The organism is Providencia hangzhouensis (assembly GCF_029193595.2).
GTDB classification, from domain to species: Bacteria; Pseudomonadota; Gammaproteobacteria; order Enterobacterales; family Enterobacteriaceae; genus Providencia; species Providencia hangzhouensis.
On sequence record NZ_CP135052.1, the window covers coordinates 4,234,948 to 4,247,319 of the forward strand.

A 12,372-nucleotide genomic window follows, 5' to 3' on the forward strand; every position below is an offset into this window, starting at 1 on the left:
TTATGCCATTACAATTAAATGAAAAAGACGAATTAGTGATGTTGAGGATCGCCCAACTTGAACGTGTTGGGTCGATTTTATTCTTTTTAATTCCATTAATTATCTTATTAATTGTTGGGAAAGCTTTTGCATTTAATACACTGTACCTTTGGCAAGTGTATTGTGCGGTTTATATCGTTGGGTTTCGTGTACTTTGTAGCAAGCTATCATCACAACAGCAACAGCTAGCTATTCGTCGAGGCTGGGGAAACAATCGTTTTTATCGGCTTTCTTGGTGCTATCTTGTATTATCTGTTGTCATACTGGTGGGATACAAAATCGTATCCCACACATCTGCTTAATCATTAGCTGGCTTTAAAACCATACGATTTAATATAACCTTCCGCTAATTTTTGTGCTTGCTGTAATTCTTCAGGGCTTAACTGAGCCGCAATCTTATTTTGTAGACGATGACTTTCTGCGTTGCCGCTGTACACCGCAGTTGCAAGCCATGCGTAGGCTTGCTGCAAGTTTTTCTTCACACCACGTCCTTCAGAATACATGACACCTAAGCGGTCTTGAGACTTGGCATCTTTTTGTTTCGCGGCTTTTCTAAACCAAAACACTGCTTTCTCGTCATCTAAATCAACGCCACTCCCAATCGAGTACATTTGGCCTATTTGGAATTGAGCAAGTATATTTCCGCCTTGCGCTGCTTTTCTAAACCAAAATGCCGCTTTTTCTAGGTTTTGACTGACACCTAAGCCTTGTGCATACATCATAGCCATGTTGGTTTCAGCTCGGGTATCACCTTGAGCCGCTGCTTGTTCATACCATAGCATCGCTTTGTCATAATCACGACGCACACCAAAACCATTTACAAACATCGTACCTAAGCGAAACTGTGCATCTGAATTCCCTTGGTTCCCCGCCTTAATAAACCACTCAGCCGCTGCTTTAGAATCTTGAGAAACACCTAACCCTTTAAAATAACGCTCTCCTAGCTGAAATTGAGCTTTAGGGTCACCTTTTTGTGCTAACTGCGTAATTTGTTCAATCGAGGGTTCTTGTGCTGCTGTCGCCGGTGCCGGCGCAGTGGTAGGTTTAGCGGTTAAAACAGAACTATAACAAATCGAGCCTAACAACAGTGCTAACGCAATTTTTTTCATCCTAAGGAACCCTCAACAGTGCAATATGCAACCTGTGAAAACAGTGCTATCCATTAATATCGACCGAAACACTCATCCCCCTAGTTTAAATTTACTTTTTGTCAGAAAAAATAGGAAAAGTGGCCTAAATTTCACAAAAAGCACGTTTCGCTGTATTTTCGCTATGGGAACTTACGTTTTTCATCTAATTGAGATAATAAAAAACCAGATAAACATATTGCCTATCTGGTTCCTCTATTTCAAATAACAAAATACATTATGCGTTATTAAGGTATTTATTTCTCAGATAACGAGCAACAGCATCATCACTATTCGAACCAATGACTTCCATGTGTGGTAACGCATCTTTTAGCAATTGATGAGCATTTTGCATGATGCAGCCTTTTCCAGCCATAGTCAGCATTTCTTTGTCATTCATGCCATCGCCAAAAGCAATACTATCACTCGGTGTATAGCCATGTAGTGCCGCAACTTGCTTCAGAGCCTCACCTTTAGAAACATCACCAGCCATAACTTCTAAACAGCTACGCAATGAAAACGTTACATTCACTTTATCTTGCCAGCGTGCTTGAATGCGCTGCTGTAAATCCACCAGCAGGTCATGATCTTCACTGGTGTAGTAAACTTTACAGACTTCAGAAGTGACAAAATTATGGCGGTCAAACAGCTGGTAGTTAAATACCGATTCTTTAAAAAATTCTTTTTGTTCAGGGCTTTCCCTGTTGATAAACCAATCATCACCATGGTAGTAATTAGTGATAAGTTCAGGGTTATCAAATTCCATCAAACACAGTTCATGAGCTATTTGAGGGTCAACATTGTGCTCAAAAATTAAGTCACCGCGGGTATTATGGATCCGTGCACCGTTAGATGTGATCATATACGCGTCGATGCCTAAACCATCACGGATTTGAGCAACATCCACATGGTGACGGCCTGTTGCAAACACAAAATGCACATCTTGGGAAGTCACTAGCTGTTTCAAGGTGTCTTTTGTATAAGACGTTAAATCATGATTGGGAGATAACAGTGTCCCATCCAAATCGGAAGCAACTACAGGATATTTCATATTCAAACCCTAACTAATACTGATCAAAAAAATCACAGATAGCATTAAGCGCCATCGCTCTTAATGCATCCACTTCAAATAGGATTTCATGGTGTGCCCCTTCAATGATGAGAGGTAATTTTTCTTCTCGTCCTATTTGCGCTTTTTGTCGGCTTTGACAAAAAGCTTGTAGCTCTTTATTGCTGACCACTTTTTCTTCGCTGGCTTCCAACACCATCAGTGGTACATCAATTTCTCCCGCTTTCGCAATTAGCTCATCGCCAATCACAAAACTTTCACGTAACCAATGGTAAGTCGGCCCACCTAAGCGCAATTCAGGATAATCGGCATAATAACGTAAGTAGCGCCGATAACGCTCTGGGCTGTGTGTTAATACATTGATTAAATAAGGTAATGGCTGCCATTTCCCAGTAGAAGCCGCATAATCATTGCGGACACTTTCGCGAGATTCGGCTCTATCAACAATAAAGCTCGCCATCCAACGAGGCATTGGTAAATTAATACCAATCATCGGCGCACATAAGGTTGCAGCATCAAAAGTGACGTTATCTCGCAACAAATACCCGGCTAAGATAGCACTCCCCATTGAGTGAGCTAATGCATAACATTTTGGATAATGCCGATATTTAACCTCAAGCTCAATGAACTTTTCAAAATCGTCAATGTAATCAGTGAATTTTTCAACATGGCCTTTTTGAGGATCGGCTAACATGCGCCCTGATCGCCCTTGCCCACGGTGATCAATAATAAACACATCATAGCCTAAATGATAAAAATCATAAGCCACTTCAGGGTACTTCACATAACTTTCACTGCGCCCCGGTGAAATGACAATCGCTTTATGATGCTTTGGATGAATAAAACGGACATAGTGAATGGGGATATCATCAACCCCCACGAATTGAGATTCTTCACGGTGTTGCCAGAAATCTAAAAGCGGGCCATTTGTAAAAGCAGAAAATTGAGTTTCTCGATTCAGCCAACTCTCTTTTAGGTTTTCAGGCGTCATCCTGCAGTTTCCTTATCTATTCATTCATAACCTTCAAGATGGTCTTGGATAAGCGCCATAAATGCTACTCCAAAACGTTCGAGCTTGCGTTCGCCAACACCATTGATTAACAGTAATTCGGCAGGTGAAGTCGGGGTGTGCTCAGCCATTTCTATTAATGTTGCATCATTAAACACCACAAATGGCGGAATATTTTCTTCATCTGCAATGGATTTACGCAATTTACGCAGTTTAGCAAAGAGCTTTTTATCATAATTGCCATGATAAATTTTGTTTTGTTGATTACGGCTTTTTACCACTAAAACACGAGGAACTGCGAGTTTTAGTACAGCTTCACCACGTAATACTGGCCGTGCTGCCTCCGTTAATTGAAGCGCTGAAAAATGCGTAATATTCTGTGTGATCATACCTAAATGGATCAGTTGGCGAATCACACTGACCCAATGTTCATTACTTTGTTCTTTACCAATGCCATAGACGGGCAGTTTATCATGGCCTAAGTCACGAATACGCTGATTATTAGCGCCACGCAGAACCTCAACAATATAGCCGATACCAAAGCGCTGACCAACACGATAAATACAGGACAGCGCTTTTTGCGCATCCACTAACCCATCGTACTGTTTTGGTGGGTCTAAGCAAATATCACAATTGCCACAAGGCTGCTGGCGATTTTCACCAAAATAATTGAGTAGCACCAAACGGCGGCAAGTTTGTGCTTCAGCAAAAGCCGCGATGGCATTCAGCTTATGCCGTTCTATATCTTGCTGCATACCCGCAGGCTTTTCTTCAAGACAGCGACGTAACCATGCCATATCTGCAGGGTCATAAAATAAAATGGCTTCGGCTTCAACACCGTCACGACCTGCCCGCCCTGTTTCTTGATAATATGCTTCGATATTACGCGGAATATCAAAATGAGCGACAAACCGAACGTTTGATTTGTTAATTCCCATCCCAAAAGCCACTGTCGCCACGACAACTTGTAGGTTATCTTTTAGAAATGCATCTTGTACCCACTCCCGTTGGGCAGCGTCTAACCCTGCATGGTATGCCGCAACACTTAAGCCTCGCTTTTGCAAGCGCTCTGTCGTTTCTTCAACCTTACTGCGACTATTACAATAAACAATACCCGCTTTTCCTTTTTGCCCTTTAATAAAAAACCAAAGTTGATCTAAAGGCTTATATTTTTCGACTAAGGTATAACGAATATTTGGCCTATCAAAGCTACTCACATGGACTAATGGCTCATGTAGCTCTAATAAACGAATAATGTCTGCACGTGTGGTTTCATCCGCAGTTGCGGTTAACGCCATCACGGGTACATTAGGTAATGATTGCCGTAATTGGCCTAGTGCGCGGTATTCAGGGCGAAAATCATGTCCCCATTGGGAAATACAGTGGGCTTCATCCACTGCTAGCAAGGTGATGTTCCATCCTGCTAATTGGCTTAAGAAATAATCAGTTAACAACCGTTCAGGAGCAACATACAGTAATTTTATTTCCCCCTGACTGCACAATTCCATGATTTGACGTTGTTCTTGTGACGTTTGTGATGAATTTAAACACGCAGCATTAACCCCATGTAACCTTAATTGGTCAACTTGGTCTTTCATTAATGATATTAATGGCGAAACGACCAGTGTGACACCTTCTTTAACTAAAGCAGGAACTTGGTAGCAAAGGGATTTACCACCCCCTGTTGGCATTAACACTAAGCAATCACGGTTATCCAAAATAGCCCCAATGACAGCATCTTGCCCAGGGCGAAATGACTGATAGCCGAATGTACTATTGAGCACATGTTCAGCCAATGAAAGTTGGTTAATGACGCAAGCAGTGGACACAAACTTCCTCAATCGATAAAACAAGCCGTTGCCCAATTGAGCAGCGAAGTTGTTGATTCATGACTTGGTATTCAACTCAGAACAAAATAGAGAGCTGAGTTTTTCTTCCATTACAGCATATCGTTTAGCATAACACCGATACCAAAACGTGTTTGTCGATAATTGTAGTCTATCATCGACTCACCATATCCGCTAAACAACTGGGTATAAAAACGCACATGTTTACTAATTGGATAGCTCCACCCCAATTCTGCACCACCATACCCTGTATTCCAGTTATAGCGCCCAGTCGTAGTAAACACGCTGTCTCCCAACGCATACCCTACTTTTAAGCGATAGTAACCCATATATTTGGTAATATCAGAATTATCATCACGCCCTTCACTTTCATGAATCCGGTACCAAGGTTTGAGATCAACTTGCCAGTTACCATTTTGCGCCATTGCCCTTGCATATACTCGGTTCCAGCTGCGAGACGTAGGCTCTGAACGACCATTTGACTCGTGGTTAAAACCTGTTTCAATCTCACGCAACGTCCAACCCGCAAATTGGTAGTCGGTTAACCAGCCAACAAACACTTGAGGCTCATAGTTAGTTTCTCTAAATGGTGAAGACTCTTTTTTATTACTTAGTTGCCACCAAGAACGCTGAGTATAAGAAACAGCTAAAATTGAGTCATCACCCGCAATACCCGCCCATAATGGAAACGCTAAACTTAATTGAAATTTAACTTCGTCCTTTAACGCATCATCACCCCAATTGTAGCTAGAAATGGCTTCTTTATTCATCGAGGATGTATAGGTATAAAGGATGTAATTCGATTCATACGGATACAGCACAAATGGGTTATCATGGTGTTGCAGTAATCCTGAAATGATGCTTCCACGTATTGGCAAGGTATTTTTGACATCTTCTACAGGCTGAACACCTGTATTTTCAGTCGCAAACAATGAAGCAGACCAAAAGCAGAGCACTGCACTTAACAAAATCGGTAAAGCGCGCATTAGTCATTCCTATTTTCAACATCGTCCAAAAAAAGTTTGTCCTATTTTACACACAAAACTGAATAACTGTTGAAAGATTATTCATTCGTTTGTTAGAGACATAATTTACACATAATGTTAACTTATCATTCACATATTTTTAAAGGATGAAAACGATGAATGACCGTACTTATACTTTAGAAGAAGCCAGTGACTTAATGAGCCATGCATTTATTTATAAAATGCCATTTAACCAGCTACTTGGTATTAAATTAATGAGTTTAAATGATGATTTTGTTCAGCTTACTGTTGAAAATCGTCAACAATTAATTGGTAATTTTACTCAGAACATTTTACATGGCGGTGTGATCGCTTCGGTTTTAGATGTTGCAGGGGGGATGGTATGCATCAATCGTATTTTGCAGCGTATTAATCCATTAACCCACACCGAGATTGTCGATAAAATGTCCCGAATGGGGACAATCGACTTACGAGTTGATTATTTACGCCCCGGTCGAGGGCAAATTTTTACTGCTAGTGCTAGCTTATTAAGAGACGGCAATAAAATAGCCGTGACCCGCTGCGAGCTTCATAATGAAAACAACCAGCATATTGCAACAGCAACGGCAACTTATCTGGTTGGATAGAAATAAAATATAAATAATTAGTCACCTACTAAACTAATAACTTGTAAAAAAACCTGAGCAATGTCACATTAGTGGTATCAAAAATCGAGCCGCTTAAATCGGCTCGGTCTCTCTGTATAAGTATCTTTTTAGTCTTTAATTCAATTTCAGAGCCAACAATGAGCCAGCAAAATACTACCAAAGGCGTGTTATGTGCCTTAGGCGCCTATTTTATTTGGGGTGTCGCACCTATTTATTTTAAAAGCATCCAAGAAGTGCCCGCAGAAGAAATCCTGACTCATCGTATTATTTGGTCATTTTTCTTTATGATTTTATTATTAACAGTTTCACGGCATTGGAGTTATGTTCGCCAAGTACTAAAGCAACCAAAGAAAATATTAGTTCTTGGTGTAACGGCAACGACAATTGCTTGTAACTGGTTAATTTATATTTGGGCAGTTAATAATGGTTATATGCTACAAGCTAGCTTAGGTTACTTTATTAACCCACTAGTTAACGTACTGTTTGGAATGCTATTCTTACAAGAACGTTTTCGCCGCATGCAGTGGATTGCTGTTGGTCTTGCACTAACGGGTGTATTGATCCAGCTTTGGCAATTTGGCTCAGTGCCTGTGATTGGGCTAAGTTTAGCTGTTACATTTGCCACCTATGGATTATTACGTAAAAAATTAGGGGTCGACGCACAAACAGGAATGACATTCGAAACACTTTGGCTGCTTCCTGTCGGGATTATCTTCTTATTATTTTTTGCAGATAGTCCAACGAGTGATATGGCAATGAATGATTGGCATTTGAATGCACTTCTGATTGCTGCCGGGGTAATTACTACAGTGCCACTGTTACTATTTACAGAAGCAGCTAACCATTTAAGGCTTTCAACGCTAGGCTTTTTCCAATATATGGGGCCAAGTATTATGTTCTTACTCGCCGTCTTTGTGTACGGTGAAGTTATGACACCTGAATTGTTAGTCACTTTTGGGTTTATCTGGGTTGCATTAATTTTATTTACATTAGATGCATTATATACCCAGCAGAAACTGAGAAAAAAATAATGGGTAACTGTTTACAGAAAGTCAGATAGCCGGTAAATAGCGTTAATATTAAATACCGACTCTCGTTTTATATTCCAAACGAAGTCGGTGTTTCATTATATGGAACTCAAATAGTTAATTTAATTAATGCAAATAGGCTATTTAATTAAGTAGTAAATTCTTTATCTACCACATGATAAATCAAAATTAATTTAAATCTTTTTGTTCTTATCTATATATACGCAATTGTAACAAAATAAATTTAACCACATAAAATCAATAAGTTAAACACAAAAAATTCATCTTGATTTTCTATACATAATAGCTATCATTTAACTTATCTTAAATCCACTTCAATTAATAAACACATCCATCAAACAACTCTTTGAAATAAAAGTAGTTGTTTATTTTTTTCAATTAATGATTGCTTAATAGGAACTTGGTAATTATATTGTACGCCGCTTGTATTCACCCCAGCGGATGGTGATGGTCCGATTCATCACTGACGTTTCATTAAAGTGCGCACGATGACATTTCATTTTAAAAATGTCCTGGTGCGAGGTTTTCTGAAATTGAATGCAGACGGTTCTAAGATTTAATTTAATACAACCATGTAGCGTTAAGACTCTAAATAATTCGAAAACATAACTAGGCGGCGAGCGAAGCCAACAACGTTGTGATTCGAAGTATGACGAGTACGGCTGCATTTTAGGTTCACTCGGCCTGTGCATTCAGACAGAGTTAACGTTGTTAAGGGCTTTTGGGAAGGGCTTAAAAATGCAACAGAATACCGTTCAAATGAAACGCGTACTGACCACTCCTGCGTTAGTTTTTTTCGGGCTGGCTTATATGGTGCCACTCGGAATTTTCACCACCTATGGACAAGTAACTGTATTGAGTGAGGGCCATCTGCCTATCGCTTATTTAATTACATTAGCTGCCGTCTTTTTTACCGCCATGAGCTATTGCCGCATGACAAGCGCACTTCCTCTTTCAGGATCTGCTTATTCATACGTGCAAAAAACCTTTGGCGGCACACTCGGGTTTTTAGTGGGTTGGGCACAATTGCTCGACTATCTCTTTCTGCCAATTATTAACTACATTGCAATTGGGATCTTTGTTCATGAAGCGTTCCCCGATATCCCAATGTATGTGATTATTTGCAGTACCATCACAATTGTTAGCATTATGAATATTTTGGGAATTAAATTAGTTTCCTCAATGAATATGCTAATCATTTTAATGCAATTTGTATTTATCGCAGTGTTCCTATACTTGAGTTTTAAAACTTCATTTGTATTGGATACTGATGCTTTATTGGCACCTATTACGGTAATGTCAGAACAAGTATCAGGATTATTTGCTGGTGCAGCGGTACTCTGCTTAGCCTTCCTTGGCTTTGATGCGATCTCCACCATGGCAGAAGAAACCAAAGATGCACGTAGTGCGTTACCAAAAGCGATTCTATACACCGTGTTTATCGCAGGTACGCTATTTGTCATCATTTCCTATGGTGCGCACTTGGTTTACCCGATGTGGCAAGATTTCATTCCTAACACAGATATTGCTAGCCTTGCGGTAATGAAACAAGTTGGTGGTGCGATGATGGCTTCTAGCTTTATCACCGCTTATGTTATCGGTGTATTTGCCTCAGCAATGACCTCACAAGCCAGTATTGTACGTATTTTCTATGCGATGGGCCGTGAAGGCGTGTTACCACGTTCGCTGTTTGCTTATCTGCATCCAAGACTCAATACACCGATTTACTCAATTATCTTTGTTGCGTTAGCATCACTACTTTCATTAGTGCTTTCACTCAGCATGGTCGCCTCAATGATTAGTTTTGGTGCCTTAATTGCATTCACTTTTGTGAATTTATCGGTCATTAAACATTTTTACATTGACCGTAAAGCACCGCTGGATAATACAAAAATTATCACTTGCCTGATTATGCCTTCTATTGGTGTTATCCTAACATTATGGTTATGGACAAGCCTTGATAGCGAAGCCTTTAAAGTGGGTTTATGGTGGCTAGCCGCAGGAGCAATTTACTTAGCACTGCTGACCCATGGTTTTACTCGTCGTCCACCTGCAATCTCTGACGATGAAACTGAAATGATTATTAACTAAGCATTTCAAGTCTTATAAATGATTACGGGGGAGCACTTGCCTTCCCCGTTGTTTTTTTAGCTCTGGTGCCACCAAAGCACCACTGATACAGACGGTTTACAATGAATAATCAATTAGCTGACGTTATTTATTTTAACGGTTATATATATACTGCGGATGATAAAAATCGCGTTGTCGATGCGGTTGCTGTTCGTGATGGTTACATTCTTGCCACAGGCACTTCTGATGAACTTCATCAGTATGTTGGCCCTGAAACAGAGAGTATCGATCTCGAAGGCAAAATGATGATGCCTGGTATCATTGATGGTCATATGCACCCTTTTTGGGGCGGTATTCAACTCTTCGGTTGTCATTTAAATTATGAATCGTTAACTATCGAGCAAATTTTAGAGCGTGTACAAGATCACCTCGATAAAGACCCTCGTACCGGGGAAAATGATTGGCTCAAAGTCACTGCATGGCTACGTCAAGGAATGATCCCGGCGGGTGTTGATATGTATCGTGAAGATATGGACAAGCTCAATACAAAACGCCCTGTCGTATTATTTTCAAATGACTGCCATACATTGCTAGCCAATAGCCGTGCTCTCGAACTATTTGGTATCACTAAAGACACGCCTGAGCCACCTGATGGTAAAATTGGCAAATACGAGAACGGTGAGTTGAATGGCATCCTTGAAGATGCACCCGCTATGCGTGCTGCCGATAGCATTCCTTCAATTCGTGACGACCAAGCAATTGAAGTTGCTGAATTAGTACAGAAAGTACTTAACCAGCAAGGTGTGACTATGGTGATGGACGCCCGCGTTTCAGAACAACAGCTTGAAGCCTTTTCTCAATTACAGCAACGTGGTGACCTTACGATCCGTTTCCAAGCTGCTCGTGAAATCACCCCCGATGAAACACCAGATGTTGCTTCAGTAGCGGCAGCCGTGGATAAAGCCGTTGCATTTGCCAAAAAATGGCACCAAGCTGATTGGACACCAACCCCAGGTATTGGCTTGAATAATATTAAAATGTTTGTTGATGGTGTCATGCAATTTCCAACAATGACAGCGTCGTTATTGCAGCCATACCGCATTAATCAAGGCACAGATGACACGCCTAATTGGGTAGAAACGGATAACTATGGTGATCTGTATTTCACAGCTGAAATTCTTGATGAATTAATGGAAAAAATTGCCGCAGCAGGCTATGACCCTCACTTGCATACTGTTGGTGAAGGTGCCGTTTCCATCGTATTAGATGCGATTGAAAAAATGCGAGCAGCGCACCCAGAAAAAGATATTCGCCCAGGACTCGCTCACAATGAATTAGTCCATGCGGATGATTACGCCCGTTTTGCGCGCTTAAAAACCATCGCTTGTTTATCTTTCCAGTGGGCAGCCCCAACTCCAGAGCTAGCGGCTTTTGAGAAAAAAATGCTCGGTGATGAACGTTTTGAGCAACTTGAACCCATCGCTAAGTTTGTCGATGCTGGCGCGGTTGTTGCATTTGGTAGTGACTGGCCAATCGATGATTTCGATGAGTGGTATGATTTAAAAGTCGCAGCGACACGCCGTGGCCGCGATATTAATGGTCAAAAAGCACCGAGACTCGATAATGACCGAGACTTGACGGTAATTGAAGTTTTGCGCTCTGCAACCATTGACTCTGCTTATGCACAGCACCGTGAAGATGTACTCGGCTCATTAGAGGCTGGAAAATTTGCTGATATGATTGTATTGGATCGCAATGTATTTGAGATCCCTGCTGATGATATTGAAAATGTAAAAGTATTACGTACAATTATTGGTGGAAAAACTGTACATATTGCTTAATTATTTATTTAGATAACTAATTAAATAAACACCCCAAAGATTAAATAATATCTTGGGGTGTTTTTAATTGGGCACTTAATTCCAAACCTGAATACACACAATTAAATCGGGAAATTACGAGGGAATACGCTCCCTCGTAAAGCAACATTACTCTTCGTAAGAAAACGTTGTTTGAACAACTGTATTTCCATGACTAATGACAATTAGACAAAGTCTGTCTCGCATTAGTACTGAAATACTAAACACGGTAATACACGCTGAAACAAACGCAATCACTGCGAACTTGCTCATTTCCCTTGACCTCTTAATGGTTAAGAGGCACAATCCTAACTGTCGGGTTAGGTTTGGGCCTCGTTGGTTAATAATAACTAACGGGGCTTTTCCATTTCTAATCCAAACATTTTATCCAACATAATAAGCTTGAACCAGAAAGGCTCAAGCACCCGCCCAAATGATAGCAAATTTTTATATTTCACTCACGCTCAATTCCATTGGAATAAATAAAAATATAAATTTAATTATCTAATTATTAGTTTGTATAATATTAATTAATTTATATATTGATTTTATATATTGGTTTCAGAAAAAGGCTAAAAATCGGCTATCTTTAAAATAGCCCTTGCAAAAGAAAAAAGTTACCGTTAGTATCCGCAGCGTTTTATATTCATCTACTAACTGCAAGGAGGTT

General features: G+C 40.3%; 11 protein-coding genes. 5 read left to right on the forward strand and 6 right to left on the reverse strand.

Annotation, left to right across the window (positions count from 1 at the left end):
* The first annotated feature begins 2 nt into the window (after window positions 1-2).
* Window positions 3-341, forward strand: coding sequence for a hypothetical protein (locus tag PZ638_RS19375; RefSeq protein WP_094962477.1), 339 nt, complete (start codon window positions 3-5; stop codon window positions 339-341).
* A gap of 3 nt (window positions 342-344) precedes the next feature.
* Here PZ638_RS19375 and PZ638_RS19380 read toward each other — a convergent pair whose 3' ends face one another.
* The 5 genes from PZ638_RS19380 to pldA all read right to left on the reverse strand — a co-directional run bounded on the left by PZ638_RS19380 (window position 345) and on the right by pldA (window position 6,077).
* Entirely contained in the window at window positions 345-1,148 is an 804-nt protein-coding gene (locus PZ638_RS19380; RefSeq protein ID WP_004906030.1) for a tetratricopeptide repeat protein, read from the reverse strand.
* 256 nt (window positions 1,149-1,404) lie between these two features.
* Window positions 1,405-2,217, reverse strand: coding sequence for a sugar/pyridoxal phosphate phosphatase YigL (gene yigL, locus PZ638_RS19385; RefSeq protein ID WP_094962476.1), 813 nt, complete (start codon window positions 2,215-2,217; stop codon window positions 1,405-1,407).
* Between the two features lie 13 nt (window positions 2,218-2,230).
* Window positions 2,231-3,226 carry a lysophospholipase L2 gene (pldB, locus tag PZ638_RS19390; RefSeq protein WP_272674601.1) on the reverse strand — a complete coding sequence of 332 codons (996 nt, stop codon included), beginning with the start codon at window positions 3,224-3,226 and terminating at the stop codon, window positions 2,231-2,233.
* Between the two features lie 20 nt (window positions 3,227-3,246).
* The gene (gene recQ, locus PZ638_RS19395; RefSeq protein WP_180312197.1) at window positions 3,247-5,073 is read right to left on the reverse strand and encodes an ATP-dependent DNA helicase RecQ; all 1,827 of its coding nucleotides are present in this window, start codon (window positions 5,071-5,073) and stop codon (window positions 3,247-3,249) included.
* A gap of 110 nt (window positions 5,074-5,183) precedes the next feature.
* Window positions 5,184-6,077, reverse strand: coding sequence for a phospholipase A (pldA, locus tag PZ638_RS19400; RefSeq protein ID WP_094962474.1), 894 nt, complete (start codon window positions 6,075-6,077; stop codon window positions 5,184-5,186).
* A 155-nt stretch (window positions 6,078-6,232) separates the two neighbouring features.
* Between pldA and PZ638_RS19405 the strand changes: the two genes are divergently transcribed.
* The 4 genes from PZ638_RS19405 (at window position 6,233) to PZ638_RS19420 (ending at window position 11,684) form a co-directional block, all read left to right on the forward strand.
* Window positions 6,233-6,703, forward strand: coding sequence for a thioesterase family protein (locus PZ638_RS19405; RefSeq protein WP_096864355.1), 471 nt, complete (start codon window positions 6,233-6,235; stop codon window positions 6,701-6,703).
* A gap of 158 nt (window positions 6,704-6,861) precedes the next feature.
* Entirely contained in the window at window positions 6,862-7,755 is an 894-nt protein-coding gene (gene rarD, locus PZ638_RS19410; RefSeq protein ID WP_004906041.1) for an EamA family transporter RarD, read from the forward strand.
* Between the two features lie 756 nt (window positions 7,756-8,511).
* Window positions 8,512-9,864 (forward strand): APC family permease, encoded by a 1,353-nt coding sequence (locus PZ638_RS19415; protein WP_094962471.1) that lies wholly within the window; start codon window positions 8,512-8,514, stop codon window positions 9,862-9,864.
* A 101-nt stretch (window positions 9,865-9,965) separates the two neighbouring features.
* Window positions 9,966-11,684: an amidohydrolase gene (locus PZ638_RS19420; RefSeq protein WP_094962470.1), complete on the forward strand. Its 1,719-nt coding sequence runs from the start codon at window positions 9,966-9,968 to the stop codon at window positions 11,682-11,684.
* A gap of 147 nt (window positions 11,685-11,831) precedes the next feature.
* On the opposite strand, the gene PZ638_RS19425 is transcribed toward PZ638_RS19420, so the two are convergent.
* Window positions 11,832-11,975, reverse strand: coding sequence for a Hok/Gef family protein (locus tag PZ638_RS19425; RefSeq protein ID WP_112308132.1), 144 nt, complete (start codon window positions 11,973-11,975; stop codon window positions 11,832-11,834).
* Window positions 11,976-12,372 lie beyond the last annotated feature (397 nt).

Bases quoted from the DNA above. Each gene is read 5' to 3' on its own strand.
- PZ638_RS19425 (WP_112308132.1), bottom strand. From the start codon at position 11,975: ATGAGCAAGTTCGCAGTGATTGCGTTTGTTTCAGCGTGTATTACCGTG.
- yigL (WP_094962476.1), bottom strand. From the start codon at position 2,217: ATGAAATATCCTGTAGTTGCTTCCGATTTGGATGGGACACTGTTATCT.
- rarD (WP_004906041.1), top strand. From the start codon at position 6,862: ATGAGCCAGCAAAATACTACCAAAGGCGTGTTATGTGCCTTAGGCGCC.
- PZ638_RS19415 (WP_094962471.1), top strand. From the start codon at position 8,512: ATGCAACAGAATACCGTTCAAATGAAACGCGTACTGACCACTCCTGCG.
- PZ638_RS19375 (WP_094962477.1), top strand. From the start codon at position 3: ATGCCATTACAATTAAATGAAAAAGACGAATTAGTGATGTTGAGGATC.
- PZ638_RS19405 (WP_096864355.1), top strand. From the start codon at position 6,233: ATGAATGACCGTACTTATACTTTAGAAGAAGCCAGTGACTTAATGAGC.
- pldA (WP_094962474.1), bottom strand. From the start codon at position 6,077: ATGCGCGCTTTACCGATTTTGTTAAGTGCAGTGCTCTGCTTTTGGTCT.
- PZ638_RS19380 (WP_004906030.1), bottom strand. From the start codon at position 1,148: ATGAAAAAAATTGCGTTAGCACTGTTGTTAGGCTCGATTTGTTATAGT.
- PZ638_RS19420 (WP_094962470.1), top strand. From the start codon at position 9,966: ATGAATAATCAATTAGCTGACGTTATTTATTTTAACGGTTATATATAT.
- pldB (WP_272674601.1), bottom strand. From the start codon at position 3,226: ATGACGCCTGAAAACCTAAAAGAGAGTTGGCTGAATCGAGAAACTCAA.